The organism is Haloarcula sp. MBLA0163 (assembly GCF_055632435.1).
Map to the genome: position 1 here is coordinate 2,565,325 of NZ_CM145745.1, position 26,337 is coordinate 2,591,661.

General features: G+C 68.4%; 25 protein-coding genes. 14 read left to right on the forward strand and 11 right to left on the reverse strand.

What is annotated here, in order from left to right; genetic code table 11:
• Nucleotides 1-18 precede the first annotated feature (18 nt).
• Both ACV7GQ_RS13650 and ACV7GQ_RS13655 read left to right on the forward strand, forming a co-directional pair.
• Complete coding sequence (locus ACV7GQ_RS13650) at nucleotides 19-432, forward strand: hypothetical protein (RefSeq protein WP_470310781.1); 414 nt, start codon at nucleotides 19-21, stop codon at nucleotides 430-432.
• Between the two features lie 94 nt (nucleotides 433-526).
• Nucleotides 527-817 carry an SUI1 family translation initiation factor gene (locus ACV7GQ_RS13655; RefSeq protein ID WP_470310782.1) on the forward strand — a complete coding sequence of 97 codons (291 nt, stop codon included), beginning with the start codon at nucleotides 527-529 and terminating at the stop codon, nucleotides 815-817.
• Between the two features lie 8 nt (nucleotides 818-825).
• Here ACV7GQ_RS13655 and mutS read toward each other — a convergent pair whose 3' ends face one another.
• The 3 genes from mutS to ACV7GQ_RS13670 all read right to left on the reverse strand — a co-directional run bounded on the left by mutS (nucleotide 826) and on the right by ACV7GQ_RS13670 (nucleotide 9,004).
• Nucleotides 826-3,519, reverse strand: coding sequence for a DNA mismatch repair protein MutS (gene mutS / locus ACV7GQ_RS13660; RefSeq protein WP_470310783.1), 2,694 nt, complete (start codon nucleotides 3,517-3,519; stop codon nucleotides 826-828).
• 51 nt (nucleotides 3,520-3,570) lie between these two features.
• Nucleotides 3,571-4,119 carry a hypothetical protein gene (locus ACV7GQ_RS13665; RefSeq protein WP_470310784.1) on the reverse strand — a complete coding sequence of 183 codons (549 nt, stop codon included), beginning with the start codon at nucleotides 4,117-4,119 and terminating at the stop codon, nucleotides 3,571-3,573.
• A 226-nt stretch (nucleotides 4,120-4,345) separates the two neighbouring features.
• Complete coding sequence (locus tag ACV7GQ_RS13670; protein ID WP_470310785.1) at nucleotides 4,346-9,004, reverse strand: multicopper oxidase domain-containing protein; 4,659 nt, start codon at nucleotides 9,002-9,004, stop codon at nucleotides 4,346-4,348.
• A 292-nt stretch (nucleotides 9,005-9,296) separates the two neighbouring features.
• Here ACV7GQ_RS13670 and ACV7GQ_RS13675 point away from each other — a divergent pair, with 292 nt between their 5' ends.
• The 3 genes from ACV7GQ_RS13675 to ACV7GQ_RS13685 are packed head-to-tail and all read left to right on the forward strand — an operon-like array spanning nucleotide 9,297 to nucleotide 12,975.
• The gene (locus ACV7GQ_RS13675; RefSeq protein WP_470310786.1) at nucleotides 9,297-9,725 is read left to right on the forward strand and encodes an arsenate-mycothiol transferase ArsC; all 429 of its coding nucleotides are present in this window, start codon (nucleotides 9,297-9,299) and stop codon (nucleotides 9,723-9,725) included.
• 40 nt (nucleotides 9,726-9,765) lie between these two features.
• Entirely contained in the window at nucleotides 9,766-11,895 is a 2,130-nt protein-coding gene (locus tag ACV7GQ_RS13680) for a peptidase (protein WP_470310787.1), read from the forward strand.
• Nucleotides 11,896-11,952: 57 nt separating this feature from the next.
• Nucleotides 11,953-12,975: an AIR synthase family protein gene (locus ACV7GQ_RS13685; protein WP_470310788.1), complete on the forward strand. Its 1,023-nt coding sequence runs from the start codon at nucleotides 11,953-11,955 to the stop codon at nucleotides 12,973-12,975.
• A 2-nt stretch (nucleotides 12,976-12,977) separates the two neighbouring features.
• Here ACV7GQ_RS13685 and ACV7GQ_RS13690 read toward each other — a convergent pair whose 3' ends face one another.
• Nucleotides 12,978-13,142, reverse strand: a complete 165-nt coding sequence (locus ACV7GQ_RS13690; RefSeq protein ID WP_470310789.1) for a DUF7331 family protein — start codon at nucleotides 13,140-13,142, stop codon at nucleotides 12,978-12,980.
• A 171-nt stretch (nucleotides 13,143-13,313) separates the two neighbouring features.
• On the opposite strand from ACV7GQ_RS13690, the gene thiD reads away from it, so the two are divergent.
• Nucleotides 13,314-14,678, forward strand: a complete 1,365-nt coding sequence (gene thiD, locus ACV7GQ_RS13695; protein ID WP_470310790.1) for a bifunctional hydroxymethylpyrimidine kinase/phosphomethylpyrimidine kinase — start codon at nucleotides 13,314-13,316, stop codon at nucleotides 14,676-14,678.
• 120 nt (nucleotides 14,679-14,798) lie between these two features.
• Nucleotides 14,799-15,434 (forward strand): DsbA family oxidoreductase, encoded by a 636-nt coding sequence (locus ACV7GQ_RS13700; protein ID WP_470310791.1) that lies wholly within the window; start codon nucleotides 14,799-14,801, stop codon nucleotides 15,432-15,434.
• Here ACV7GQ_RS13700 and ddh read toward each other — a convergent pair.
• The 4 genes from ddh to ACV7GQ_RS13720 all read right to left on the reverse strand — a co-directional run bounded on the left by ddh (nucleotide 15,431) and on the right by ACV7GQ_RS13720 (nucleotide 17,975).
• Nucleotides 15,431-16,357 carry a D-2-hydroxyacid dehydrogenase gene (gene ddh / locus ACV7GQ_RS13705; RefSeq protein WP_470310792.1) on the reverse strand — a complete coding sequence of 309 codons (927 nt, stop codon included), beginning with the start codon at nucleotides 16,355-16,357 and terminating at the stop codon, nucleotides 15,431-15,433. The two genes, ACV7GQ_RS13700 and ddh, sit on opposite strands and share 4 nt — an antisense overlap.
• A gap of 107 nt (nucleotides 16,358-16,464) precedes the next feature.
• A complete protein-coding gene (locus ACV7GQ_RS13710) occupies nucleotides 16,465-16,725 on the reverse strand; it encodes a hypothetical protein (protein WP_470310793.1) in 261 nt (86 codons plus the stop codon).
• Between the two features lie 105 nt (nucleotides 16,726-16,830).
• Nucleotides 16,831-17,013: a hypothetical protein gene (locus ACV7GQ_RS13715; RefSeq protein ID WP_470310794.1), complete on the reverse strand. Its 183-nt coding sequence runs from the start codon at nucleotides 17,011-17,013 to the stop codon at nucleotides 16,831-16,833.
• Nucleotides 17,014-17,153: 140 nt separating this feature from the next.
• The gene (locus tag ACV7GQ_RS13720) at nucleotides 17,154-17,975 is read right to left on the reverse strand and encodes an IS5 family transposase (protein WP_470310795.1); all 822 of its coding nucleotides are present in this window, start codon (nucleotides 17,973-17,975) and stop codon (nucleotides 17,154-17,156) included.
• Nucleotides 17,976-18,133: 158 nt separating this feature from the next.
• On the opposite strand from ACV7GQ_RS13720, the gene ACV7GQ_RS13725 reads away from it, so the two are divergent.
• A complete protein-coding gene (locus ACV7GQ_RS13725; protein WP_470310796.1) occupies nucleotides 18,134-19,228 on the forward strand; it encodes a sulfite exporter TauE/SafE family protein in 1,095 nt (364 codons plus the stop codon).
• A gap of 24 nt (nucleotides 19,229-19,252) precedes the next feature.
• Entirely contained in the window at nucleotides 19,253-19,693 is a 441-nt protein-coding gene (locus ACV7GQ_RS13730; RefSeq protein ID WP_470310797.1) for a universal stress protein, read from the forward strand.
• Between the two features lie 10 nt (nucleotides 19,694-19,703).
• On the opposite strand, the gene ACV7GQ_RS13735 is transcribed toward ACV7GQ_RS13730, so the two are convergent.
• Genes ACV7GQ_RS13735 through ACV7GQ_RS13745 form a run of 3 tightly spaced genes read right to left on the reverse strand, consistent with a single transcriptional unit; the run spans nucleotide 19,704 to nucleotide 21,543 of the window.
• Entirely contained in the window at nucleotides 19,704-20,036 is a 333-nt protein-coding gene (locus ACV7GQ_RS13735) for a thioredoxin family protein (RefSeq protein WP_470310798.1), read from the reverse strand.
• 54 nt (nucleotides 20,037-20,090) lie between these two features.
• Entirely contained in the window at nucleotides 20,091-20,933 is an 843-nt protein-coding gene (locus tag ACV7GQ_RS13740) for a hypothetical protein (protein ID WP_470310799.1), read from the reverse strand.
• A complete protein-coding gene (locus ACV7GQ_RS13745; protein WP_470310800.1) occupies nucleotides 20,926-21,543 on the reverse strand; it encodes a DUF7344 domain-containing protein in 618 nt (205 codons plus the stop codon). Before ACV7GQ_RS13745 ends, ACV7GQ_RS13740 begins: the two co-directional genes overlap by 8 nt.
• A gap of 423 nt (nucleotides 21,544-21,966) precedes the next feature.
• Here ACV7GQ_RS13745 and ACV7GQ_RS13750 point away from each other — a divergent pair, with 423 nt between their 5' ends.
• From ACV7GQ_RS13750 to ACV7GQ_RS13770, 5 genes are all read left to right on the forward strand, one after another.
• Nucleotides 21,967-22,581 (forward strand): hypothetical protein, encoded by a 615-nt coding sequence (locus ACV7GQ_RS13750; RefSeq protein WP_470310801.1) that lies wholly within the window; start codon nucleotides 21,967-21,969, stop codon nucleotides 22,579-22,581.
• A gap of 5 nt (nucleotides 22,582-22,586) precedes the next feature.
• Nucleotides 22,587-23,144, forward strand: a complete 558-nt coding sequence (locus ACV7GQ_RS13755) for a hypothetical protein (protein WP_470310802.1) — start codon at nucleotides 22,587-22,589, stop codon at nucleotides 23,142-23,144.
• Nucleotides 23,145-23,345: 201 nt separating this feature from the next.
• A complete protein-coding gene (locus ACV7GQ_RS13760; RefSeq protein WP_470310803.1) occupies nucleotides 23,346-24,176 on the forward strand; it encodes a hypothetical protein in 831 nt (276 codons plus the stop codon).
• Between the two features lie 3 nt (nucleotides 24,177-24,179).
• Nucleotides 24,180-25,097 (forward strand): hypothetical protein, encoded by a 918-nt coding sequence (locus ACV7GQ_RS13765; protein ID WP_470310804.1) that lies wholly within the window; start codon nucleotides 24,180-24,182, stop codon nucleotides 25,095-25,097.
• Nucleotides 25,098-25,153: 56 nt separating this feature from the next.
• Nucleotides 25,154-26,302, forward strand: coding sequence for a S26 family signal peptidase (locus tag ACV7GQ_RS13770; protein WP_470310805.1), 1,149 nt, complete (start codon nucleotides 25,154-25,156; stop codon nucleotides 26,300-26,302).
• Nucleotides 26,303-26,337 lie beyond the last annotated feature (35 nt).

The following is a 26,337-nucleotide window of genomic DNA, read 5'->3' on the forward strand; positions in this document are numbered from 1 at the left end:
CCCGTGCTAGCTCGGAACATGGGCCCACAGCAGAGCGGCGGCGGCGACGGACCCGCACGGTCGGTCCGGGCCGGGGTGGTCGTCGCGGCGGCCGTCACGCTGCTCGGTGTCGGCACGCTCGGCGCGCTGGCGTACGCCGACCTCACCACGACGGTGACGCGCGAGGAGTTCGCGGCGTACCACGAGAACTGCTCGGCCCTCGCCGGACAGACCCGCCTCGTCGACGGCGGCCTCGGCCTGCGCGAGGTGACGTTGAACGAGACCCACGTCCGGCAGTGTGAGAACACGACCTACGAGGCGTACCGGCGACAGCGGCGGCAGTCGCTCCGCACCGCACCTATCGGACTGGCCCAGTGGGGGTGGTTCGGCGGGATGGGACTGCTGTTGACGGTCGGCGGCGCGCTCCTCCTCCGGCGTGAACTGGCGTCGTAGCGCCCGACGGCGGCGCTCGGTGGCGTCCGGGCGAGCCTTCGGCGTTCGCCGACGACACGGTCTTGTCCCGCGGCCACCTAGAGAGCGTGTTACAGTGACCGACGACGACCCGTTCGAGAACCTGGACGTCCCGGAGGACCCGACCGCCGACCTGGACCGCGCGACCCAACGCCTCTCGGTGCGCACCGAAGAGCGGCGCTACGGCAAGCAGATGGTGCTCGTCGAGGGGTTCGAGGGTGACACCGACGTCGAGTCGCTCGCCTCGGAGCTGAAGAGCGCGCTCGGCACCGGTGGCACGGTCAAGGAGGGACACATCGAACTGCAGGGCGACCACGCGGAGCGCGTCCGCGAACTCCTCGCAGAGAGAGGGTTCGAGGTCGCCTGAGACCGCCCTCACGCCTCGTCTAGCTCGTCCTGCCACTGCTGGACTGTCGCCATCAGCTCGACCGGCGGCGTCTCGTTGACGTCCAGTTCCGACAGCGCCGCCAGCACGTCCTCGGCGTCCTCGCCGAAGCGGTCGGCGAGCGTGTCCTCGACCGTTTCGGCCGGGCCGCCGTCGGCGCTCGTCGGTTCGTCGCCGGCCCCGCCGAACGTCCCCGAGGAGAGGTCGAAGACGGCCTGTGTCGTCCCGCCACCGCCGCTCCCGCGGGCCTCGATGGCCTTCTCCTCGCGCAGACGGTCCAGCACCTCCTGCGAGCGGTCGACCACCGGGCCGGGGACGCCGGCCATGTCGGCGACGTGGATTCCGTAGCTCCGGTCGGTCGGACCGTCCCTGACGGTCCTGAGGAACGTCACGCCGTCCTCGCCGGCCGATTCGGGTTCGCCGGCGACGGCGACGTGGACGTTCTCGACGCGGTCGAGGTGGTCCGCGAGCGTCGTCAGTTCGTGGTAGTGCGTGGCGAACAGCGTCTTCGCGCGCACCTCGTTGTGGAGGTACTCCGTCGCGGCCCACGCGATGCTGATGCCGTCGAACGTCGCCGTCCCGCGGCCGACCTCGTCCAGAATCACGAGCGAGTCCTCGGTCGCGGAGTGGAGGATGTTCGACAGCTCCTGCATCTCGACCATGAACGTCGAGCGGCCCTGCGCGAGTTCGTCTAAGGCGCCGACGCGGGTGTAGATGCCGTCCACGAGGCCGACGGTGGCGTCCCGCGCGGGGACGAAACTCCCGGCCTGCGCGAGCAGCGTGATGAGCGCGGCCTGTCGCATGTACGTCGACTTCCCGCTCATGTTGGGCCCGGTGACGACGAGGAACTGCCGGTCGCGGTCCAGATAGAGGTCGTTGGGGACGAACTCGGTGGTCTGCTCGACGACCGGGTGGCGACCGGCCTCGATGGAGAGGTCGTCGCCGTCGGTGACGTCGGGTCGGGTCCAGTCGTTCTCGACGGCGTGGACCGCCAGCGACGCCAGCGCGTCGATTTCGGCGAGGGTCCGACCCACGTCCTGCAGGAGCGTCGCGTGCTCGGCCACCCGCTCGCGCAGGGCCTCGAACAGCTCGTACTCCATGTCGTGGCGGCGCTCCTCCAGTCGGAGGACCGCCCGCTCCTTCTCGTCGAGTTCTGGGATGGTGTAGCGTTTAGAGTTCTTCAGCGTCTTTATCTCCTCGTACTCGTCGGGGACCGTGTCGGTCTCCGATTTCCCCACCTGAATGTAGTAGCCGTCGGTCTTGTTGCGGTCGACCGAGAGGTGGGTGATGCCGGTTCGCTCCTTCTCCCGCTGGGGGAGCGTCTCCAGCCACTCCAGCGCGCTCTCGTGGTCGTCGATGACCTCGTCCAGACCGTCGTCGTAGCCCCGCCGGAACAGGCCGCCCTGCGTGACCGTCCCGGGCGGGTCAGAGACGAGGGCGTCGTCCAGCTCCGCGGCTAAGTCGGCGGCGGCCTCCCGGTCGGCGCCCGAGAGCGCGTCGGCCAGCGGCGAGTCGGCCAGTCGCTCGGTCTGCTCGACGGCGTCGGCCACCTGCGGGAGGAGTTCGAGCGTCTCCTGTGCGGCCCGGAGGTCGCGGGCGTCGGCGCTCCCGGAGGTGGCACGGGAGGCCAGTCGTTCGAGGTCGTAGGCGTCCGAGAGGGTCTCCCGGATGGTCTCGCGGGCCATCGCCTCGCGGGTCAGCGCCGCCACCGACGACTGCCGGCGGTGGAGTTCCCCGCGGTCACGGCGGGGGCGCTGGAGCCACCGCCGGAGGAGTCGCCCGCCCGCGGCCGTCGTCGTGTGGTCGACGGTGTCGAACAGCGACCCCGACGTCCCGCCCTGCATCGTCTCGGTAAGTTCGAGATTCCGCTGGGTGGTCGCGTCCAGCGCGACGTGTTCGCGGGCGCCGTAGGCCTGCAAGCGGGTGACCGCTGCGAGCGTCCCGACGCCGGTCTCCTCGACGTACGAGAGGACGGCGCCGGCGGCGGCGATGGCCGCGTCGTCGTCGGCGATGCCCACGCTCGATAAGGTCTCGGCGCCGAACTGCTCGCGCACCCGGTGGCGGGCCCGGCCGGGCGCGAACGCCTCCGAGGCGTGCAGGGAGACGGCGGCGTCCGAGCGCTCCGAGAGGGCGTCCAGGAAGCCGTCGTCGTTCCGCAGGTCGGGGCCGGGCAGGACCTCCGCCGGGGCGAACGTGTACAGTTCGGTGAGGACGGCGCCGGGGTCGGCGTCGTCCAGTTGGGTCACCTGGAACTGGCCCGTCGTCACGTCGGCGAAGGCCAGTCCGTAGGTGTCGCCGTCCCGGCCAGACTGCCGGACGACGGCGGCGAGATACTGGGCCGAGGCGTCGCCGGTCTCGAGGTGCGTGCCGGGGGTCACCACCCGCGTTATCTCGCGGGCGTGGCCGTCGGCCGTCTCGTGTTGGTCGGCGACGGCGACGCGGTAGCCCCGTTCGACCAGCGCGGAGACGTACGGCGTCAGGTCGTCGACGGGGACGCCGGCCATGGGATAGGAAGACCCGTGGGAGGACTTCTGGCTCACCTTCAGGTCCAGTTCCTCGGCGACCAGTTCGGCGTCCTCGGCGAAGAACTCGTAGAAGTCGCCGCACTGCATCGTCAGAATGTCGGCGTCGGTCTCCTCCTTGAGCGAGAGGAACTCCCCGACGATACCCGTCGCCTCTGTCATGACCGTTCATCTGTCCGTCCCCGGGGTAAGGATTGCGGGAGCGGCGCGACCCTACGGCGCTAGTCGCTCCAGTTTCTCGACCTGGAGTTCGGTGACGTCCCGAAGACTCTCCAGCGGCCCGTCGTCGTAGAGTCCGACGTTGAGCGAGAGGTTGCGGTAGGTGACGATGGCGTGAGCCTCGTCGCCGAAGGTCACGAGCGTGCCCACGTCGCCGTAGGAGAGGGACGTGGCCGTGGCGTCGTACTCCTCACGGTAGAGTTCGACGAGGTTGTCGTGGTCGAAGACGGCACCGTCGACGCCCATCCGTCGAGAGAGGTCCAGACTCATCTGGTGGGACAGTTCGCCGTCGACGAACACCTCGTAGCCGACACTGAAAGTATCTTCCCGACGGTTCGAGGGGCTCTGCACCCACGTCGCTCCCGACGGGAGTTCCTCGCGCGTGAGGACCAGCGTCTCCGGATGGGTCTCGAACAATGCGACGGTCGGTGTCGACGTCGGCGTCGGGCCGACCGTCGGCAGCGAGTCGGAACAGCCAGCCAGTACCGCGACGCCGGCCAGCGAGAGAAACCCGCGGCGGTCGTAGCGAGGGATATCGGACATACACCTGAAAATTCAGGTGCAAAGGATAATGTTGCTGGTCCCGGCATGTCCCGACCACGACAGGCCCCCTCCGCGTGGTCGTCCCCGTACGGAACGCGGGCCGCACGTAGCTGTCGACCGCGCGCCGAGGAGACAGTCACGGAGTGCGCCCTCGAGAACCGCGTCGAGTAGCCACCGGCGCAGGGATTGTGGGAGCGGACGGCGAGACCGGGCGTCACCGACGGAGTTAGCCGTCGGTCTCGGTTTCGTCGTCGGTCGTGGTGCCGTTCCCGTTCCCATTCCCGTTTCGGTCCATCGGGGTCGCGGCGTCGGCGAACGCGGCGACGGCCTCGACACGCGTGTTGGTCGTCCGGCGGACGAACTCGGCCACGTCCGACCGTGGCGGCGAGTCCACGAGGTCACGGAACGGTCGCCCGCCCGGGACGACGAACGTCTCGTCCATCCCCGTCTCGACCACGATGTCGCTGGCGCCCTCGCCCTGTCGCGGCCGGAGACGGACGACGGAACCGACTCGCTCACCCGTCGTCGTCCCGAGCAACTGGAGCGTCGCGTCGGCGAGACTCGTCACTTCGCCCGGGTTCGTGTCGGTGAACACGTAGACCGCGCCGGCGTTCATCGCCCCGACGTCGCTGTCGGGAACGCCGACGACCACGTCCTGTTGGCCCGTGCCGGTCACGTCGCCCACCTGCACGACGTAGCCGGGTCGCGCGGACAGCGGGACGTTCCCCGCCCGGTCGGGCAACGGCTGGATGGCCTCGTCGGGGAACCGGTCCGGTTGCTGGCGGACCCGGAAGATACCCCACAGGCCCGCTTCGAGGCGGCGGCGCTGTTTCGTCTCCTGATAGATGTAGTCGCCGTTGCCGCTGCCGCTCCCTAACCCGCCGGCGCCGCCGAGCAGGCTGAACGTCTCGGCCTTGCCGGGGCTGAGTTGGCCGTCGACGCCGATGACCGGCGACTGAGCGACACCCTGGAACCGCTCCCACTGGTGGTCCGCGAGGTGGAACGCGACCGCCCGGGCCTTGTCGGCGCCGCTGGCGACGCGGAACCGGACCGGGTCGTCCGTGAGCGCCTTCCAGATGGGCGTGTTCGGGTCGCCGTGGACGCGCGAACTGTAGACGAGGTGCTGAGCGTCGTTGTTCTCGAACCGGCGGATGAACGGCTCCGAGCGGTAGTTGACGCCGCCGTACCCCTGGTCCTCGGTGTCGCCGAGTTGGGTGCAGGGGTCGTTCGGGTTCTCGATGTCGGGTCCCGGCGGGACCACGCAGTCGTCCGGGTCGTCGCGGTTCAGCACGAACTGGCCGTCGGCGAAGATGAGCGCGTTCTCGCGGAAGTCCGGAACGTCGCCGGCGGTCTGTATCATCGACTCGGCGCTGGTGACGGACGCTTCGCCCGTCCGCGAGTCGAGCGTGACCGAGTCGCGCGGTTCGACGACCAACTGACCGAACGCGCCGTGGTGTCGCGTGCTCCGGACGTCGGCCATGTCCCACAGGAGCGAGGTGCCCACCGCGCCGCTGGCGAACCAGCGGTAGGTGATGGTCTCCCCCCGGTCGACGGTCGTGTCGTAGTTGAACCCGACCGTCGACCCGTTCGAGCCGTTGACGTCGTAGTCGAGCAAGAGTGGGTGGAGTGAAATGCGCTCTGACCGATCCCACGGCTGTGAGACGCGCATCTTCGGGTGTGGGTGGTCGTCGTCGGGGTCTTCGGGCAGGTCGTTGGTGAGGTTTATCTCGATGCAGTCGCCCTCGTTGGCGTGGAGCGTCAGCGGTTCGACCGGGCGCTCGCCGTTCCTGATCTCCTCGACGTAGCGGTCCAGCGCGAAGACGACGCCGTACTCGTCGTGGTCGCCGTAGTCGTTGTAGGGGATGTCCACCTGAAACGCCGTCACGTCGAACGACCGCACCGTCGCGTCGTCGGGACAGGGGTCGCCCGGGTCAGGTGCCTGTGGTGGGATTTCCCCGACGTTCCTGTTCTGTCGGGCGTCTTTATCCGGTGGCCGCGTCATGTCGTCGCCCTCTGCATAGCGGAGTTTCGCTCGCTGGCCCTCCTCGGTCCAGTCGAAGTCGGCGAACGGGGCCGGGTGGCCCATCGCTTCGAGGTCATCCTCGTCGATCGACTCGTCTGGGGCCGCCCGGCCGGGAAGCGCCTGAAGGTGGGCCACCTCGCTGCCCCAGATACGGGTCAGGCCCCACATCCCGGTCCACATGTCGTCTATCATGTTCGCGCCGTATCGGTAGTCCCGCACCGGCAGGTCGTCCGGGTTCGTGATGTGGTCGAAGTCGGGGTCCGTCTCCGTGGACGGCACCGTGAACGTGAACGCTTCCGAGGTGCCGATGACCTGCGAGACGGTATCCTGCTGTGCGAACCCTTCGGGGTCGAACTGGAGGCCGTGGAGGCCGAAGTTGTGCTGTTCCTCCCAGGATCCCTGGAAGAGCCGGAACCGCAGTTGGTCGCCCGCGTAGGCTTCGAGAACCGGCGTCTCGGGGTCGCCGTGAACCTGCGAACTGTGGACGTAGGCCGGGTCTTCGTCGTCGCGGTGATAGAACGGCGAATTGCGGTAGTTGATGGCCATCGTCCCGGCGTTCTGGTTGTGCTCGCTGTCTGGGTTGACGAAGTCGCCGGTGTCCGGGTCTCTCAACTGCGCGAAGTCGTGGTAGTGGAGCGCCTGCTCGCGGAAGGCCTCTCCCCCGGGCGGGTCGATGATGGCCTGCGCGCCGCTGTAGATGGGGTCACCCGAGTAGGGGTCGGTCCACGTGGAGCCCTCGGGCTCGACGATGAGCCCGCAGAACAGGCCGTGCATCCCCTCTTCGACGCCGACGATGTGGTCGTGGAAGAAGATGGCGCCCTCCTCGTCGGCGTACCAGCGATACCGCATCGTGTCGCCGGGGTCGGTCGCCTGGTCGTAGTTGAACCCCGTCGTGACCGACTCCGAGCCGAGCTGGTCGAACCCGACGAAGTGCGGGTGGACGGAGGCGGGGAATTCCTCCTCGACGAGTTCGTTCTGAAGGCGGACCTCAATACAGTCGCCGACGTTGGCCCGGACGAACAGCGGTTCGGGGTTCAATTCCGCGTCACGGAGCAGTTCGGCATCGTCGACGTCGATAGTCTCCTCCACGCTCCCATCGGGGTCCTTGAGACGGACCTGGTCGAGGACGTAGACCAGTGCCTCCGGGTCGTAGTCGCCCGAATCGTTGTAGACAATGCGGCCGTCGTTGCCCGGTCGCATCACCGAGATGGTGTACTCGACGATGCGCTCTGGGTCGGGGCGCTGACAGGGGTCGGCGTACGGCGCGCCGGGGACGATGTCCTCGGCTGGACCGAACACCTGCTCTTCGACGTCGGTCGGCTGACGCGGGTTGTTCTCCGACGAGAGCGGCGGCTTCGGTGCCAGATTGCCGATTGGACTCTCGTCCGGGTCGAGGTCGTACACCTCGCGGATGGCGTCGGCGACGAACTCCGGGTAGCCCGGCGTGTCGTCGTCCGGCCCGATGAGGCCGCTGGAGTTCGGGAGCGGCACCAGGTCGGGTTGCACCTCGTCGTGGATGCGCATGATGGCCCACATCCCCTCGGCGTAGTGCGGGAACAGGTGGCAGTGAAAGAGGACGTCACCGGTCGACTCGTGGACGTAGCCGGCGCCTACCTCGAACGCGTCCTCGAAACTGGTGCCCGGGCGAAGCGTCCGGGGGCCGTGACCGGCGACAAGGTACGCGTCGAACGTATCCCCGAGGCCGATGGTCTGGGCGTCGATCGTGTCGGCCGCCGTCCGCGGCACCTCCTTCCAGCGGTGCTGGTGGAGGTGGTGGACGTGGTTCTCCTCCAGCGAGGCCCCGACGAAGGTGTACTTCACCGGGTCGCCCTTGTACGTCTCGAAGACGTTGTCACCCCCGCCGGGGTCCCCGTTGGTCCAGGAGTTGTAGAACTCAGCGTCGCGTTGGCCGAGCGGGTCCGCCCGGTAGTTGATGGCGTGTATCGTCTGTTCCACGTCGCTGTCGGGCCACTGTACCTCCGGTTCCATCCCCTCGGGCGTGTGGTAGAACGGGACGAACTCCCGGTAGGTCGTCCCCAGCCCGTTGGGGTCGTGGACGACGGCGCGGGTCCCGCTCCGGAGTTCGCCCCCGGTCTCGGGGTCGGTCCACGTCGCACCTTCGGGTTCGACGACGACGGCCCCGAACAGGCCCCGCGAGAGGAGGTTCGCCTCCTCGGGGGGTTCGTCGGCGCTGTCGACGGCCTGATTGGCCCCGTCGTAGAAGAAGTGCGTCCCCGTGTGGGTCGCCTCCCAGCGGTACTGGACGGTGCCCCCCGGCGGTGCGGTCGTGTCGGGGTTCAGGCCGACGGCCATCCCGTCGGAGGTGCGCACGTTGTACGGCAGGGCCGTCTGGTGCATCGAGGCACGCCGGTCGAGGTGGTTCACGAAGCGAATCTGTATCGTGTCCCCCTCGTTGGCCCGGATGACCAGCGGTTCGATGACCGAGGTGTCGACCGCGTCTTCGTCTGGGTCGTCGTCCGGTGGTCCCTGTCCCTGTCCGGGGTTGGAGTCCGTCTGGGACGTCGTCGCCTCATCTTCGACCAGCGAGAACCCGTCGTCGGGGGCGACGCCCGACGCCGCGCGCACGGCGTCGAGGTTCTCCTCCAGCACGTACATCACGCCGTTCGGTTGGTGGAGACCGTACTGGTTGTAGAAGATGTCCACCTCGACGGCGTGGACGGTGAACCGCCGGGTCCGACCCTCGTTCGGTCGGTTCTGTGACCGAGCGGTCTGTGAGTCCGCCTCGCCGTCGAGCAGCGTCGTCGAGAGCGGGAGCACGCCGAGTCCCTGAACGAACGTCCGGCGCTGGACCGGCGCCACGTCATTTGGGGTGTCGATGTCGTCGTCTGTGTCCGATGGCATTCGCCTTACCAGTCAGACGGGGTAAGTTTGGTAACGACCCAGTTTCCGGTTGTAAAATCATACTAACACGTCGCAGGGCGTGGCTGGTGTGCCACACCATCTCATCTCACAGAGACGTACGCGGCGACGAACCGGTGACACGGACGCTTGGGGGGGGGTTCTGCAAATAGCACTCAGGAGTGGTATATAGACCATACTGCACCGAAACCGCCATTTAGCCGTCTCCGAAACACCCCGTCACAGACCGGACGACTGGTCCCGAGCGACGGCGACTACCCGGTCTCGACCGACTATGACAGACACGTACCGCGTCGCCTTCGTCTGCGTACAGAACGCCGGCCGCTCCCAGATGTCGACCGCCTTCGCCGAACGGGAGGTCGCCGAACGCGGCCTCGACGACCGCGTCGAGATCGTCACCGGCGGGACCCACCCCGCCGACCACGTCCACCCGGAGGTCGTCGAGACCATGCGGGCACTCGGTTTCGACCTCTCCGAACGGACCCCGCGCGAGGTCACCACCGAGGAACTGGCGGCCTGCGACCTCGTCGTCACGATGGGGTGTTCGACCCTCTCGCTGGACGCCGACGTCGAGGTCCGCGACTGGGCACTGGACGACCCCGACGGGCGGGACGCCGAGGCCGTCCGGGCGATTCGCGACGAGGTGCGTGAGCGGGTGGCCGACGTGTTCGACGACGTCGAAGCGCGGTTAGAGGCGGCGTAAGCGGTCAGCTATATCAACCGTGAGGCGGTAACGGGTCACAATGCGCGTGGCGCACCGCGGCTGGGGGGCCCTCGCCGTCGCACTCCTGCTCGTTCTCACGTCGGTCGCTCCAGTGGCCGGGACGGGCGACGCGTCCCAGGAGGTCCGCCCGCCGGACACCGATATCGAGTACCCGGCGACGGGTCCCAGGGGCACCTCGCCGAGCACCGCCCCGGCGCAGATGGCGGGCCCCACCCTGACGCAGGTGGCCGACGAGGACGCCATCCGCCAGACCCAGACGTACGCGCTGACGCCGGAGACTCCCGGTGAAGTGGGGGTCGAACTGGCCTACGCGATTCCGGACCGCGTCGTCTCGCTGGAGACGCGGATTCCGGCCAACGCGACGGGCGTCGAGGCCGACGGTTTCGAGCGGGTCAACGAGACCACCTTCGAGTGGGACGGCACCACCGCGACGGCGACCATCGACTACCGCGTCGAGCCCAACAAGACCATCGAGCAGAGCGGTCCCGAGGGGGCCGACGGTCGGTACGTCTACGTCGACGCCGGCGAGTGGGCGCTCATCAGCCGGTCCCAAACGCCGACGCGGTGGCGCTACACCGGTACGGACCCGGTCGTCTTCCGACAGAACGTGACGACGGCCGGGCCGGGCGCCGCCGGCGACCAACTGGTGTATCTCGGTCCGGTCGCGACCTTCGAGCGGACCGACAACGGGCAGACGTTCCGCCTCGTGGTCCCGGAGCGCGCACAGCTGATGGCGTCGCCGACCGAGATACTCGACTCGCTCGTGAACGCCTCGGACGCCCTGCAGGTCGGCGCCCGCGACGAGGACGTGTTCGTCGTCGCGGCCCCGACCGACGACGTCGGCTGGGGCGTCCGGGGGTTGGAGACCGGCGGGTCGGACATCTGGGTACGCGACAGCGAGCGGCTGGCCACCCCCGACAACGTCTGGCTCCACGAGTACGTCCACAGCAGGCAGGCGTTCACGACGACGCGCGAGACCCGCTGGCTGACCGAGGGGACCGCGGTGTACTACGCGGCGCTCCTGACGCTCGAACAGGACCGCATCGACTTCGCGGCGTTCCGCGACGCCATGGCCGACGGCCAGCGCGACGTCTACGCGGACGTGGTGCTGGCCGACCCGTCGACGTGGGACCGCAACGCCAACTACGTCAAGGGGCCGCTGGTGGCCGGCCGCGTCGACGAGGAGGTGCGCCGCCAGACCGACAAGGAATCGACGTTGCAGGCGGCCTTCAGGCGACTGAACGGACTGAACCGGCCGGTGACACAGGAGACCCTCCTGGGCGCTATCGAGCGGGTCGGCGGCGACACCGCGCGGGCGGAGACGGTCGACTACACGGAGACCACGGCGCCGGTGACGATGTGGAACCAGACGGTCCACGCCCGCGTGTTCGCCCAGTTGCCCGCCAGAATCGGCTACGCCCTCCCCAACGGGACCGTCGACAGCGGCTACCGCGTCGACGGGCCCTACCGGACCGCCACTCTGACGAACACCACGCCGATACGGCTGGCGACCGGGGAGACGCTGACCGTCGACGCCGTCGTGCGCAACGCCGGCGGGACCGAGGGGGCCTACAACGCGACGCTCGCGGTCAACGACACGGTCGTGGCCAACGAGACGGGGCGCATCGGGCCCGGCAACGAGACGGTCGTCCCGCTCTCGCACACGTTCGCGACGCCCGGGCGGTACGTCCTGAGCGTCGACGGCGACACCGTCACCGTGGTCGTCGAGCGGCCGGCCGAGACGCGCGTCACCGGCGTCGAGGTCAGTTCCCGCACGGCGACGCAGGGCGGGTCCGTCGTCGTCACCGCGACGGTGGTCAACGACGCGCAGGTGCCCGCCGACGGGACGGTCGTGTTCACCCGGGACGACGAGACGGTGGCGACCCGCGAGGTGTCGCTCCCGCCCGAGAACACGACCCGCGTGGCGAGCGGCGTCACCCTTCCGCAGTCCGGCGACGTCTTCCTCTCGGCGAACGACGCCCCGCCGGTCGCGGTGACGGTGACGCCCGCGAACGAGTCGACCCCGACGGTCGTGACGGAGACGCGGACGACCAGCACGACCGGCGGGTCCGGGCCCGGATTCACCGCCGTCGGGTCGCTGGTGGCGCTCCTGGTGGCGCTCGGGGCCCTCGCCCGTCGGCGCCGGTAGCGACAGCGCGGCCCGTCGATAGCCACCGATTAGTACCACCCCGTAGTAGCCACCGCCATGCCAGAGCTAGGTAAGGTCGACCGCGAGTTCTTCGGCGAGTACATCTACCCGAACCTCGGTGCCGACCGCGAGGACGTGACGCTCGGCCCGCAACACGGCGTCGACTTCGGCGTCGTAGACGTGGGCGGAAAGGCGGTCGCGATGGCGACCGACCCGGTGTTCGTGATGCCGTCGCTCGGGTTCGAGCGCGCGGCGTGGTTCGCCTTCCACATCCTGCTGAGCGACGTCGCGGTGTCGGGCCTGCCGCCGACGCACCTCTCCGTCGACTTCAACCTCCCGCCGGAGATCACCGACGAGGAGTTCCGGACGGTCTGGGAGACCTTCGACGCGGAGGCCCGCGAGCTGGGCGTCTCGGTCGTCACCGGCCACACCGGCCGCTACGCCGGGTGCAACTACCCGATGGTCGGCGGCGCTACCTCCATCTCGGTCGGCGAGTTCGACCAGTTGGTCCGCCCCGACGGCGCGCAGGTCGGCGACCGCGTCGTCGTCACGAAGGGGCCGGCCATCGAGGCCACGGGCCTGCTCTCCATCCAGTTCGAGTCGCTGATGGAGGGCGAGATGGCCGCCGACGACGTCGCCGCCGCCACCGACCGCTTCTACGACATGAGCCCCGTGCAGGACGCGCTGACCGCGGCCGCGGCCGGGCCGGTGCACGCGATGCACGACGCCACGGAGTGTGGCATCTACGGCGGCCTCTACGAGATGGCCCGCGCCGCCGACGTGGGGGTCGAACTGGAGACGGAGAAGGTCCCGATACAGCCGGGGGTCCGGGCGGCCTGCGAGTTCTTCGGTATCGACCCGTGGATATCAATCAGCGAGGGGACGCTGCTGGCGGCCGTCGACCCCGACGGCGTCGACGACGTGCTGGACGCACTCGAAGCGGAGGGCATCCCCGCCGCCGACGCCGGTGTCGTCACTGACGGGAGCGGGTTAGTGGTCGACGGCGAACCCACGGACCACCCCGGGGTCGACCCCTTCTGGGGGACCTTCGAGGAGTACATGGGGAAACTGCAGGAGTGAGTCTACGCGCTTGTTCGCTCCGACGAGGCGCCTACTTCGACGGCGTAGCTGGACTGTAACCACGCTTCTGGGTTGTCCGTGTCGTAGACGACGACGTCGCCGCCGCCCGTGGTGAAACTGCCGTACCGCTCGTCTGCCTCGCCGGAGTCGTTCGGAGCCGGTTCCATTGTCGTACACCGGTTGTGGGAGGTTCTCACACATAAGCGTTTCTCGGGTGTGATATGAAGTATTATTAGCATACTAGGACGGGGCGCTGGCTGTCGGTTTCGTCGGCGCGCTGTCACGCCGGCACCTGCCAGACCAGCACCGCTTTGGGGCCGCCGGTCCAGTCGCCGAACATGACACGCGCGGACGCACCGGTCACGCCGCCAGTCGTCCTCACCATCGCGGGCAGCGACTCGGGCGGTGGCGCCGGCATCCAGGCGGACCTGAAGACCATCGAGGCCGGCGGCGCCTTCGGCACCAGCGCCGTCACGAGCGTCACGGCACAGAACACGACCGGCGTGCAGGGGAGCCACCTCCTGCCGACCGAGGACATCGCGGCCCAGATTCGAGCGGTCCGCGAGGACTTCGACGTGGCCGCCGTCAAGACCGGGATGCTCGCGGTGAGCGACGTCGTCGACCTCGTGGTCGCGGAGACGCCCCTGCCGAACCTCGTCGTCGACCCGGTGATGGTCGCCACCTCGGGCGACCGCCTCCTGGAACCCGAGGCCGAGGCCGCCTACGAGCGGCTTATCGCCGAGGCGACGCTGGTCACGCCCAACGCCGACGAGGCCGAGGTGCTGACCGACCGGCCCATCGACGAGCCCGGCGACGCCGAGGCGGCGGGCCGGGACCTCGTCGAGATGGGCGCCGACGCCGCCCTCGTCAAGGGCGGACACGTCCCCGGCGACGACGTCGTGGACGTGCTGGTGACCGAGGACTCGGTGACGACGTTCCGTCACGACCGGGTCGACACCGCGGCGACCCACGGGTCCGGGTGTACGCTCTCCTCGGCCATCGCCACCAGACTGGCCCACGGCGACGACCTCTCGGACGCCGTTGCGGCCGGGGTCGACCTGCTCGCCCGGGCGGTCCGCTACAACCTCGACGTGGGGGAGGGCCCCGGCGCGGTCCACCACGCGGTCGAGACGCGCAACGAGGCCGCGCGCCACGAGACCAGCGAGGCCGTCGAGCGGGCGGTGGCGGCCCTCGTCGACCGCGACGTCTCGCCGCTCGTCCCCGAGGTGGGGCTGACCGTCGCCGGCGCGACCCCCTACGCCGAGACGCCCGACGAGGTGGCCGCCGTCGAGGGCCGCATCACGCGGACGCTGGACGGCGTCCGGCCGAACCGCGGGGTGCGCTTCGGCGCCGGCGGCACCGTCGCACAGTTCCTGCTCGCGGCCCGCGAACACGACCCGGCGCTGCGGTTCGCCGTGAACTGTCGCCTGACCGACGCCGTCGAGGACGCCCTGTCGGACCTCGCCGGCACCGTCTCGGACTACGACCCGAGCGAGCGACCGGCCGACGTGGCCCCCGGCGGCGCGACGGCGTGGGGCGTGGGGCGGGCCTTCGAGACGAGCGAGGAATCGCCGGTGGCCGTCGTGGACCGCGGCGAGGTGAGCGTCGCCGGGAGCGTCACCCTGTTGGCGGCCGACAGCGAGACGCTGGTCGGGCGGGTCGAGACCCTGCTGGACGCCGTCGCGGGCGAGAACACCGACTGAAACGACGGCGACGAGCATCCGTCCCGCACCGCGCGGACCGACCGGTCGAAGCCGCGGTCGTGCGCCAGTCGGACACGACCGGGCCCCGCTCTTAACGAGTGAGGGGGTAAGAGGCCGTACATGAGCGAGACACAGGGGAACGAGCGCATCACGGTGTACTCGGACTACGTCTGCCCGTTCTGCTACCTCGGGCGCGAGTCCCTGCGGCAGTACCAGTCGACGCGGGAGTCGGACCTGGAGATAGACTGGCACCCGTTCGACCTGCGGAGCCAGAAGCGCAACCCGGACGGCACCATCGACCACTCCGTCGACGACGGGAAGGACGACGAGTACTACGAGCAGGCCAAACAGGGCGTCCGCCGTCTGCAGGAGAAGTACGACGTGGAGATGGACCTCGACATCGCCACCGACATCGACTCCCTGCCCGCGCAGGTCGTCTCCTACTACGTCAAGGAGCACTACGACTACGAGACGTGGCTGGCGTTCGACGTGGCCGTCTTCGAGGCGCTCTGGCAGGAGGGACGCGACATCGGCGACGAAGACGTGCTGGTCGAACTTGCCGCGGACGCCGGCGTCGACGCCGACGAGGTGCGCTCGGCGCTGGACGACGACGACCTCCGGGCGAGGGTCCGCGAGCAGTTCACCGCGGCTCAACAGCAGGGCGTCACGGGCGTCCCGACGTTCGCCTACGACGGCTACGCCGCCCGCGGGGCGGTGCCGCCGGAGCAGCTCGAACGGCTGGTCGAAGGGACCTAGGCGACGCGGTTCCGCAGCGACTCGCCGCGCATCGCCCGCTCGACGTTCTCGCTGACGAGTCCGGCGATGTCCTCGTGGTAGTGGTTCGTGAACGCCGCACAGTGCGGCGACATGATGACGTTCTCGTAGTCCCACAGCGGATGCTCTTCGGGGAGCGGTTCCTCCCAGTAGGCGTCGATGGCGGCTCCCGCGATGTCGCCGTCCTCGAGCGCCGACAGCAGGGCGTCCTCGACGACGACGGCCCCGCGAGCGACGTTGACGAGGTAGGCGTCGTCGGGCATGGTGTCGAGGACGCCGGCGTCGATTAGCCCCTCGGTGGCGTCGGTCAGCGGGACGGCGAGGACGACGAAGCGAGCGTCGGCGACGGCGGTGTCCAGTTCGTCGGGCGTGTACACCCGCTCGACGCCGTCGACGGGGTCGCCCGAGCGCCGGACGCCGACCACGTCCATCCCCATCGCGTCGGCCCGTCGCGCGACCCCCTGTCCGATGGTCCCGAGGCCGACGACGCAGACCCGTTCGCCGGTCAGCGTGAACGGCACCTCGTAGGCCTCGTGGTCCCAGACGCGGTCGTGTTGCTGGTCCCGGTAGACGTGGAGGCGGCGAGCGAACATCGTGAGGTAGCCGACCACCGTCTCGGGCACCGTGTCGCCGTGGATGCCCGTGCTGTTGGTGAGGGCGGTGCCGCTGGCCGCGTACGCGTCGGTGTCGAACTCGTCGTACCCCGCCCGGACACCGTGGACCCACGCCGCGTCGTGGAAGGCCTCGCGGGGCGAGAACGTCACGACGCAGTCGCCGGGACCGTACCGTTCGCCGTCCGTGACTCGTTCGACGGGGACCGACAGCGACGACAGCGACTCGACGAGCGACGACAGCGGGAACGCCCGGCCGGCCGACTCGTGGACCGCGATGCGTTGGATGTCCATACCGACCCGTTGTGGAGGGGCCTGTTAGTGGTTTCGTGCTCGGCGGGCACCGTCTCCGGAGAGCCCCTCCGCGTGCGACACGAGTCCCCCGACCCGGGGAGGGCGGGTCAGGGTTCCCAGAACGCGTCCGGGCCGTGGTCGTCCTGCCACGCGAACGCGAACAGCGTCCGGGCCGGGAGCTGTGGCGGCGAGCGACCGTCCTCGCTCTCGTCCGTGAGCGGGCCCCAGACCGTCTCGTCCGAGCTGAACGTCGTTTCCCCCTCGCTATCTCGCTCGAACGCGTGGCCGTCGTTCTCGTAGGCGTACAGCGACCCGTCGGCTTCGAAGACGACGACATCCCGGCCGCCGACCGTGTCGGTGACGGTCACGGTGGCGTCGCTACCCGGGTCGCGTGCAAAGCCGTTGCCGGTGAAGCGGTGCGGACACCCGCTGGTACGGGCAGAACGTCAGAGAAGAACGGTCGACCGACGCCGCTAGCGACGACCGGTACGGGCCTCGACGCGCATCTCAACGTAGCGGTCCGACCACGTCTCGACGTGGGTCCGGATGGCCCGTCTTACCGTCGCGATGAGTCCGTCCGTCGGGGCGCGGTCGACTGCGTCGTGACTGTCGTCGTAGGACTGCTCTGCCTCCATGGGCCCCTCTGGAAAACTCATTACGTCACAGAGTAGCACAGCCGGTACAATAAACATTAGGGATTCACCTACGCGTGTGCGACCGCAGGCGTGTTGAACAGTTAGTGACCCCTCAGGCCCGGTATTTGTGGCTCTGTAGTTTCGGTACACGGCGGTTGATTTCACGGATATCGAACGCTCCGGCGAAGGTTGTAGACGGTGGCTTTCAGCAGCATCTCACGGAACTCCAGCCACCAGCTTCGCGCACGCACGGCAGCGCCGAGCGTGCGCTTGATCGACGAGAAGACGGTTTCTGACATGGATCGCTGGTGGTACCGATCACCGTCTATGCGGGCGTTATGGGCGTGATCGAGCGGGTTCATGATCCTGTGCTTGATCAGCGGTCTGATGCCGTTGTCGCGGAGTTCGTCGCGGAAGGCTTTGGCGTCGTAGCCTCGGTCGGCGGCGAGGCTCCGCAGGTCGCCGGCGTTGCGCCGGGCGACCTGCGGGCCGATCTTCGCATCGTGTTTCTTGCTCGTTGTGGAGTGGATGTCGGTGATGTACAGCGTTTCGACATCCACCAAGGCAGTGACTTTCAGCGCTCGGACGCGGTAGTTCGTGCGGTTAGCGTAGTGGCGGCTGGGCTGATCACGGTCGAAGCCGGTCGAATCGATAGCAGCGTGGCCAGTGCGTTTCTCGGCTGATGCGCCGAGAAACGCACGCCACGTCTTGGTCGGAATACGCTCAAACCACGTGCGGAGAACGGTGTAGTGTGGAAGTCTGGTGAGCCCAATCTCGTCGAGAACGCCGGGCATTTCGGAGAGCAAATCCACGGCGACGCGGTAGGATTTGCCCAGCTCGATACGGAGTGCATGCACGGTGAGCATCGCCCATTCAGCGAACCCGCCACCCCCTTCGGGGTCGGCGGGTTCGTCCGGATTAGCGACAACTGATTTAGCCTTCGCCACCGTAACACGCGTGAAGAGACGGAATTCCGAAGTCACAACACTCCGTCTCTTCGCTTTCTACCGAGATAACGCAGTCGTAGCCCTCGCGTCTAGCGAAACTACAGAGCCGTATTTGTAACGAATCATCGCTCGAAATATCGAACGATACGACAACGCACTTAAGTCCCGATTTACTACACTGGCTTCACGATTCAATGACCACGTCGTCATCGTCCGGTAGCATCCAGAAGACCTTCCTCAAGTACCAACACGTCTTCGTGTTCCTCGCGCCACTGGCGTTCGTGGTCGGTGTGTACTTCTTCGCACCTACCAGTGGCTCCGGGACGGGCTACTGGCTCGAATACTGGTGGCTGTTCCTCGCGTTCATCACCGGCGCCACCATCGTCAACACGGTCGGGATAAGCGGGTCGGCGCTGTTCGTGCCCTTCCTCATCTTCGTCTTCCCGGTCGTCGCCGGCGAGACGCTCACGCCGGAGACGCTGGTGAAGATCGGCCTCATCAGCGAGTCGTTCGGCCTCTCCAGTTCGGCGCTGGCGTTCATCCAGTACGGCCTCGTCGACCGCCGGCTGGCGCTCAGCCTCGTCCTCGGCGGCATCCCGTTCGTCGTCGCGGGCGCGCTCCTCTCGTTCGTCATCCCGGCACCGGTGTTCCACGCGCTGCTGGGCATCGCCCTCATCGCCGCGTCGTTCCTGCTGTTCAAGGCCGACCTCGGACACGAGGAGCCCGGCGCCGCCGGCGACGAGGAGGCCGGCGTCTCCGCGGACGGCGGCACCGGCGCCAACCTCCCGAACGATGCCGACAAGCTCGGTCCCGCCGGCGTCGAGAAGGACGAGAACGGCACCGTCACGCGGGTCGACAAGGACGGGAACGACTACACCTACTCACACGGCGGCTACCTCGAGCGCTTCGCCAACTACAGCATCGGCGGGGTCTTCCAGGGCCTCGCCGGGTTCGGTATCGGCGAACTGGGCATCATCTCGATGCTCCGCACCGACGTGCCCGTCCGGGTCGCCATCGGGACGAACCACATCGTCGTGGCGACGACGGCCATCCTCGCGTCGCTCGTCCACGTCTTCGGCGGCGGCCTCGTGCCCGGCGCCCACAGCATCGACCTCGCGTCGACGCCGTGGAACATGGTCGTCTGGACGGTGCCGGCGACGGCCACCGGTGGCCAGATCGCCCCCTACGTCTCCGCCGCGCTCGATACGTCACTCATCAAGAAGGGCGTCGGCGCGCTGTTCGCCGTCATCGCCGTCGCGCTGTTCCTGATGGCAGCCGGTGCCTTCTAACCGCGGCGCGTTCTCCCTTCGAGTATGTACGACGACATCCTCCTACCGACCGACGGCAGCGACGGTATCGCCGCGGCCGCCGAACACGCCGGGCACTTCGCCCACCGCTTCGACGCGACGGTCCACGTCCTCTCCGTAATCGACACGCGCAACCGCTTCGAGAGCCCGACCGCCGGCCTCTCGGCCGAGGCGTGGACGGAGGCCGAGCGCGAGCGGGCCGAACAGGCCGTCGAGGACACCGTCGCGGCGCTCCCCGACAACCTGCCCGTCGAGACGGCCGTCGTGGAGGGCGTCCCGCGGTCGGAGATCCTCTCACACGTCGAGGACGAGGCGATGGACCTCGTCGTGATGGGGACCCACGGCCGGACCGGACTGGACCACTACCTCATCGGGAGCGTCGCGGAGAAAGTCGTCCGTCGCTCGCCGGTGCCGGTCGTCACGGTGCGGTTGACCGGCGAGGAGTAGCGTCCCCGACTCAGCCGGACTCGACGAACGCGACGAGGTCGGCCGTCGGGACGAACCCGTCGGCCCGCCGGTCGACTAGCTCGCCGTCGACGAACAGCAGGAAGGTCGGCACACTCCGGACGGCGAACGCCTCGACGGCGTCTAAGTCCTCGCGAGGGTTGAACACGAGGACGGTGGCGTCGGTGGCGCGGGCGACGTTGTCGAGGATGGGCTCCATCGACCGGCAGATGGTACACCCCTCGGTGCGGACCATCACCAGCACGCGGTCGCCGTCACGCAGGTGTTCGTCCATCTCCTCGCGGGTCCGGACGGTCACGGGCCGGTCGTGGTCTGACGTGCTCATGGCGTCGGTAGGCGCTCGACCCGGGTAAGCGTTACAGCGCCGCCCGTCCCGGGGCTACCCTGGACACGTCAGTCCGTCGTCCGTCGACGCGAGGTCGGCGGGGTCGACGGCGCCCGCACACACCGGGTCGGCCGGGTCGTTCGAGCCCGCCGGGTCGCCCTGGCCTGCTGACTGGACGACCAACCCGTCGTCGGTCCGTCGCAGGTCCGGGTGGACGTAGGTCCGGTCCGTCGCGTCGAGCGTGACCGCGACGACGGTCTCGTTCCCGCCGACGGCGGGGCGGACGTTCTCGCCGCCAGCGGCGAGGTCCACGTCGCGGGCGGCGAGTTCACCCGATTCGAGGGTCCAGACCGTCCCCTTCGTGCCCGCGAGGGCCTCGGGGCCGTCGACCCGTGCGTTACCGGCGCCCTGGAACAGGACCGTCACGGAGGGGCACTCGACGGCGTACTCGACGTGGCGCGGCTCGGTCGTCTCGGCGAACACGTCGGCGCCGTCGGCCGTCACGTCGAAGGAGACGTTCGCGTCCTGCGTCCCGGACGCCCCGCACCGCAGCGCGACCGGGACGTCGAACTCCTCGCCGACGCCGACCGACCCGCGTGTGACGGTGTCGCCCGTCGGCGTCGCGTCCAGTCCGTCGTCGGTGTCGACGGTGTACGTGACGGTGAAATCGACCGGCTGCGTGAACTGGTTCCGGACGGTCAGGAACGCGTTCTCGACCGTCGCCCCGTCGAGCGACACCTGAGTGTCGGGGTACGTCAGCGACATGTACGCGTCTGCGTCGCCGACGACGTCGACGCGCACCTGCCGGTCGGCGGAGACGGCGCTGAACCCGCCGCTGCCGACGGCGAGGGCGGCGACGGCGGCCACGGCGAGCACCACGGCGAAGCGGCTAGACATCCTCCACCTCTGGGGGCGACTCACCCGACCCCAGTCGCATCCGTCGCGAGAGGTAGTAGTGCGAGGCCGACGAGACGCCGAAGGTCCCCAGCAGGAACACCGTCCACCCGACGAACGGGACCACGGCGAACGGCTGGACGCCCATCCAGGAGAGCGTGACGAGGATGCACCCGATGGCGCTGAGGCCCATGTAGTAGAAGCTCCACGGGATGTCGTAGCGGTCGACGAGCTCCAGATAGATGTCGAGGTCGGCGGCGGCGTCGGTCAGCTCGACGGTGCCGTCGCGCTGGTGGAACTCGACGACGCCGGTCTCGTCCATCTTCGGGAGGTGGAACTGCTGGAGCGACGTGTACACCGTCTTTCGCTCGCTGGCGGAGATGTCCCGGACCGTCGTGTCGTTCTCCCACGCCGCGACCTGCTCGGCGAGGTCCGACAGCGGGACCGCACGCTCGGTGTCCTGCAGGTGGTGGAGCGTGTACCGCCGTCGGCGGTTGCTCAACATCTCGAACGTCTCGTCCCGCGAGAGTTCCGTCGAGTGGTCGTCTCGCTGTGTCTCTGTCTCGGCGCGTTGCGACTGGTCTCGTGGCGACGGTGACGTGGCCTTGCTCATTCGGACATCCCACCCCTGGGAGACGGCGGTGTGGACGGTACCCACACGATAGCTGACAGTTCGCACTTCTGTTGAAAAGTGAACACGACATAAAGGTATTGACTGTTCATCACTTCGTACCCGTTTCCGTACCGGTTTCCGGAACTCCCGCACAGTCGACGGCAGCGGCCGTCAGAACCGCAGAAAACGGCGATATACGCGCTTCAAACACTGTATGCGGTCGTCCGGTCGCCGAGACGCGGCCCGGTATAGAGTGCTTGCTTCCCGACGGCGACCGACAAAGACCGTTTGCCGATGCTCAATCAGACTGAGTGGTACTTTCAAAGTCCTTACTACAATGCGGATAGGGGGTGTGGCCTCAGGTAGCGTCCGACCCACCGGCGGTCGGTGGGGGGTGCGGGCGCCCAACGAGGTAGACCAACGATGCAACGACGCAAGTTCCTGATCGGAATGGGATCGCTCGCCGCCGGCTCGGCGGCTGCAATGGGTACTGGTGCGTTCTCGAGCGCACAGGCGAATCGGACCGTCTCTATTGATGTCGAGGGAGATGCAGACGCATACCTCGCACTATCGGAAGGTCCGAACGGGGATGTCGCCGAAGATGTTGTCGTTGACAACGGTGGCGAAATCAAGCTCGCATTCAACGGTCGCAATACCCTTGGTCAGGGCCTGAACCAGGACGCGATTACCGAGTTTACGAACGTCCTGACGGCAAAAAACCACGGTACGACGGATGTGTGGCTAGCTGCCGATACGAGCTCAATTCGGAACGCAGACGCTATTGACGACTTTAGCGTATTTGCACACTCCACCGAGCTTAAAGAATCAGTCGAATATGACGGCGAATACGTAAATAAAAACGGTGGCTACGCAGCCTCGCTTGAACAGCCAGACGGAACTGGCCAAACTCATATCGGTCTCGCGCCGGGTGACGATGTGAATCTCTCATTCGAAATCGACACGAACGATGAGAGCCTTGACAAGGACCTGACGCTCCCGATAATCGCGGTTGAGCAGGGTGGCCGCTACGGGTATTAGACAGTATGAACCGACGGAAGCTCCTACAACTGATAGGAGCTTTGACGGCGACAGCCGTGCCCGTCGGTGCGGGGGCGTTCTCCAGCACGAGTGCAGCGCGAACAGTGTCGATGTCGGTCGTAGAGGACAGAAATGCGTATCTAAAGTTCATCCCCGACGACGACTCGGGACTGGTCCGGTCCAACGTCTCGGACGGGACCATCGAGTTCGCAATCCCCGGGTTGCGAAACTATCCGGGGAACGAGGACGCGCCCGAAGGCGAGGGCCTCAATCCGGGATCGACATACGCGTTTACCGACCTCGTCGAAGTGACAAACCAGGGAACCGACAACGTCGAACTCTTCAGCCGGTCCGGGCCGCTGCCACCAGAGCTCAATGCGGTCGGCCTCGTCGGCCCATCAGGCGAGTCGCTCGTCGGTCAGGATGACGCGCTCCCCCTCAGTGTGGGTGAAACGGTATCAATCGGGCTTCTCGTCGAGACTGCCCCGGACGCCGACACGGCTGGCGGGCGGTTCGACGCGTCCTTCGAAATCGTGGCTGAGGCACCCGAAGCATCCGGGTAGTCAGATTTTGATTCCGTTCGGCTCGTCGGAGCGTCCGTTGTTCCGACACCGACCGACTATCTGGGCCCCTTGGTCAGAGCCTCAACGACCCGGCGGTACCCGCTCGCATTCTTTGAACCGTGTTCAAACACCGGAATACAACAAATAAATAGCGTATAGAGGTAGCCACACGAGCAACCTGAAACGCCATCTCGTTCCGCGATGAACAGAACACTCCCACTCTTCCTCGCCGCCCTCGCCCTCGCGTCGACAGCCCTGCTCGTCCCGACCGGCGCTGTCCCGTTCGACCCGCTCGGGACCGACACAATCGGCGACGACCTCGTCCTCCAACCGGCAGATACCGAGAACGGGGACTACGCCGTCCTGAACGAGGACGACGAGATAGAGCTCCTCCTCACGGACGCGAACCCCTACGTCGACGGGGAGGGCGTCGATGACGGCGCGGTCACGACACTCCCGCGCGTGTTCACGATGACCTACACCGGCGACCGGTACGCCGACGTGTGGCTCACCGACGACGCCGACGACGTGCGGTTCTACCGCGGCGAGGACGCGACCGAGAGCATCGAGAGCGCCGAGCACAGCGTCTCTCTGGGGCCGGGCGAGACCGTCGCGGTCGGCCTTCGCGTCGACACCCGCGGCGACCACGACGTCGAGGACGCCCAGCAGTTCACCGTCCACGCCGGCCTCGCCGAACCACGTGACGATGGAGACGACGACGACGATGACGACGAGGACGACGAGGACGACAGCTACGAGTCGCAAGTGGTGACACCAACGCCGACGGAGACGTCGACAGCCACGGGCAGCGAGACGGCGACCGAAACGGACACCGAGACGGCGACCACGACCGAGACGACCGAGCGGCCGGGACGGCCGACGGCGAGCGAGACGGAGCCAGCGCCGACCCGGTCCCCGGAGGGGAGCGGGACGACGGAGATCGCCGGCCTCGGTCTCGGGCCGCTGCTGGCCGTGGTCGCCTTCCTGGCGGGACTGGTCGTGGCGCTCGTCGCGGTGCGGCGGTACAGCTGACCGATGCTCGGGAGCGACCGGCCGGCGTCGGCGCGCCGCACGCTGTGGTCCCGGGCGACGGCGGCCGACCTGCTGTTGCTGTGTTCGGTCCCCGTGATACTGCTGGCGGTGGCGTCGCTGCCCCGCGCGACCCGCCAGTCGCTGGCGTTCGAGTACACGGCACCGACCCTCGGGACGGCCCTCGCGTCGTCGTTCGTCCACCTCGACACGGCCCACCTGGTGACGAATCTGGTGGGCTACGCGCTCGTCGTGCCCGCCGCGTACCTCCCGAGCGTCCTGAGCGGGGACCGGGAGCGGTTCCGCGTCGCGTTCGTCTCGTTGCTCCTCGTCTGCCCGGTCGCGCTGCCGTACCTGAACCTGGCGGTCGCGCGCCGGGGCGCCAGTCTCGGCTTCTCCGGCGTGTTGCTGGCCCTGTACGGCTACCTCCCGCTGGCGCTGGCGACCTACCTCGACCGGCAGTTCGGCGTCGGCCGGGACCGGAAGACGGCGCCGCTGCTGTTCTTCGTCGGCGTGACGGTCGTCTCGCTGCTGACGCTGGCCGCCGTCGCCACGAACCCCGTCCGGGTCCCGGTCCGCGGCGTCGTCGTCCCGGTCACGCGGGTCCTCGTCGCGACGCTGGTCGGACTCGTCGCCGCACTCGTCCTCGTCGTGGCGCTGTACGCCCTGTCGACGGTCGACGAGTGGCGGGCGGTGGGGCCGACGCTCCACGCCGCGACGCGCCAGTCGGGGCACTTCGAACTGGCCGTCGTGGCGACGGTGGTGTTCCTCGCGGTCCCGGTCGCCACGTTCCCGGTCGACCCCGTCGTCGACGGCGCCGTCGTGAACCTCTACACGCACCTCGTCGGTTACGCGCTGGGGTTCACCGGCCCGTACGTGACACTCGAAGTCCGGCGGTCGCTGGTCCCCCCGACGGAGGCGTGAGTGCGCGTCGTCGACTCGTCACCAGACTTATATGACAGCGAGGCAGACACTCGGTGATGGCACTGCGGAGAGGGGTGGCGATAGCGGTGGAGGGAGCGGTCGCGCTGTTCCTCGTCGCCATGGTCGCCGGACAGGTACTCGGCCAGCCGGTGCTGCTCGGCTACGTCACGACGGGGAGCATGCAGCCGACGCTGGAACCGGGCGACGGGTTCGTCGCCGTCCCGGCGGAGGTGGCCGGCCCCGTCGAGGAGGGCGACGTCGTCACGTTCCGCGCCGAGGAGATCCAGGGCGGCGGGCTCACCACCCACCGCGTCGTCGGCGAGACGGAGCGGGGGTACGTCACGCGCGGCGACAACAACCCGTTCACCGACCAGGACGGCGACGAACCCCCGGTGACGGAGGCACAGATAGTCGCCGTCGCCTGGCGACCCGGCGGCGAGGTGCTGGCGGTCCCGGGCGTCGGAGCGTTCGTCGGCCTGACACAGGACGTACTGACCGAGGGACAGCGGCGACTGGCCGCGGCGCTGGGCACCCGCTCGCTCCTGGGCACGCAGGGGGTGGCCTACCTGCTCGTGGGCCTCTCCGTCGTGGCGTACGTCGTGGATCTGGTGGTCGGCGGCGGCCGGCAGCGCCCCGAGCGGGACGCCAGCCGCGAGACGGGGACGAGCGTCCGTCTCGTCGTCGCCGTCTTCGCGGCGGCGGTCGTCCTGTCGGCGACGGCGACGATGGTCGTCCCGGCCGGCCCGCAGGAGTTCGGCGTGGTCAGCGCCGAGAGCGACTCGCCCGGTATCCGCATCATCGAACAGGGGACGACGGAGTCGGCGCGCTACGTGCTGGGCAACGGCGGGTTCGTGCCGATGGTGACGTACGTCGACCCGGCCAGCGACGGCGTCGCGTTCGAACCCAGTGCGGTGGTGATACCGCCCCAGTCGACGGTCAACGCGACGCTCACGCTGACCGCCCCGCCGGACACCGGCTACTACCGCTACTTCGTCGTGGAGCACCGGTACCTGCTCCTGTTACCACAGTCGACGATACGGTCGCTCTACGAGGTCCACCCGTGGGCGCCCATCCTCGCCATCGACGGCCTGCTGGGCGGGTCGTTCTACCTGCTCGGCGTGGCGCTCGTCGACACCGGGCGGGTCCGGTCGCGGTCCCGTGACGGCCCGTCCCGCCTCGACCGCCTCCGCTCGCGGCTCACGTAGTGTTAGAACCCAACAAGTTACCACACACTAACTAT

What these genes read in the sequence shown, in the direction of transcription:
- ACV7GQ_RS13650 (WP_470310781.1), top strand. Translation starts at nt 19, where the DNA reads ATGGGCCCACAGCAGAGCGGCGGCGGCGACGGACCCGCACGGTCGGTC.
- mutS (WP_470310783.1), bottom strand. Translation starts at nt 3,519, where the DNA reads ATGACAGAGGCGACGGGTATCGTCGGGGAGTTCCTCTCGCTCAAGGAG.
- ACV7GQ_RS13665 (WP_470310784.1), bottom strand. Translation starts at nt 4,119, where the DNA reads ATGTCCGATATCCCTCGCTACGACCGCCGCGGGTTTCTCTCGCTGGCC.
- ACV7GQ_RS13670 (WP_470310785.1), bottom strand. Translation starts at nt 9,004, where the DNA reads ATGCCATCGGACACAGACGACGACATCGACACCCCAAATGACGTGGCG.
- ACV7GQ_RS13675 (WP_470310786.1), top strand. Translation starts at nt 9,297, where the DNA reads ATGACAGACACGTACCGCGTCGCCTTCGTCTGCGTACAGAACGCCGGC.
- ACV7GQ_RS13680 (WP_470310787.1), top strand. Translation starts at nt 9,766, where the DNA reads ATGCGCGTGGCGCACCGCGGCTGGGGGGCCCTCGCCGTCGCACTCCTG.
- ACV7GQ_RS13685 (WP_470310788.1), top strand. Translation starts at nt 11,953, where the DNA reads ATGCCAGAGCTAGGTAAGGTCGACCGCGAGTTCTTCGGCGAGTACATC.
- ACV7GQ_RS13690 (WP_470310789.1), bottom strand. Translation starts at nt 13,142, where the DNA reads ATGGAACCGGCTCCGAACGACTCCGGCGAGGCAGACGAGCGGTACGGC.
- thiD (WP_470310790.1), top strand. Translation starts at nt 13,314, where the DNA reads ATGACACGCGCGGACGCACCGGTCACGCCGCCAGTCGTCCTCACCATC.
- ACV7GQ_RS13700 (WP_470310791.1), top strand. Translation starts at nt 14,799, where the DNA reads ATGAGCGAGACACAGGGGAACGAGCGCATCACGGTGTACTCGGACTAC.
- ddh (WP_470310792.1), bottom strand. Translation starts at nt 16,357, where the DNA reads ATGGACATCCAACGCATCGCGGTCCACGAGTCGGCCGGCCGGGCGTTC.
- ACV7GQ_RS13715 (WP_470310794.1), bottom strand. Translation starts at nt 17,013, where the DNA reads ATGAGTTTTCCAGAGGGGCCCATGGAGGCAGAGCAGTCCTACGACGAC.
- ACV7GQ_RS13725 (WP_470310796.1), top strand. Translation starts at nt 18,134, where the DNA reads ATGACCACGTCGTCATCGTCCGGTAGCATCCAGAAGACCTTCCTCAAG.
- ACV7GQ_RS13730 (WP_470310797.1), top strand. Translation starts at nt 19,253, where the DNA reads ATGTACGACGACATCCTCCTACCGACCGACGGCAGCGACGGTATCGCC.
- ACV7GQ_RS13735 (WP_470310798.1), bottom strand. Translation starts at nt 20,036, where the DNA reads ATGAGCACGTCAGACCACGACCGGCCCGTGACCGTCCGGACCCGCGAG.
- ACV7GQ_RS13740 (WP_470310799.1), bottom strand. Translation starts at nt 20,933, where the DNA reads ATGTCTAGCCGCTTCGCCGTGGTGCTCGCCGTGGCCGCCGTCGCCGCC.
- ACV7GQ_RS13745 (WP_470310800.1), bottom strand. Translation starts at nt 21,543, where the DNA reads ATGAGCAAGGCCACGTCACCGTCGCCACGAGACCAGTCGCAACGCGCC.
- ACV7GQ_RS13750 (WP_470310801.1), top strand. Translation starts at nt 21,967, where the DNA reads ATGCAACGACGCAAGTTCCTGATCGGAATGGGATCGCTCGCCGCCGGC.
- ACV7GQ_RS13755 (WP_470310802.1), top strand. Translation starts at nt 22,587, where the DNA reads ATGAACCGACGGAAGCTCCTACAACTGATAGGAGCTTTGACGGCGACA.
- ACV7GQ_RS13760 (WP_470310803.1), top strand. Translation starts at nt 23,346, where the DNA reads ATGAACAGAACACTCCCACTCTTCCTCGCCGCCCTCGCCCTCGCGTCG.
- ACV7GQ_RS13765 (WP_470310804.1), top strand. Translation starts at nt 24,180, where the DNA reads ATGCTCGGGAGCGACCGGCCGGCGTCGGCGCGCCGCACGCTGTGGTCC.
- ACV7GQ_RS13770 (WP_470310805.1), top strand. Translation starts at nt 25,154, where the DNA reads ATGGCACTGCGGAGAGGGGTGGCGATAGCGGTGGAGGGAGCGGTCGCG.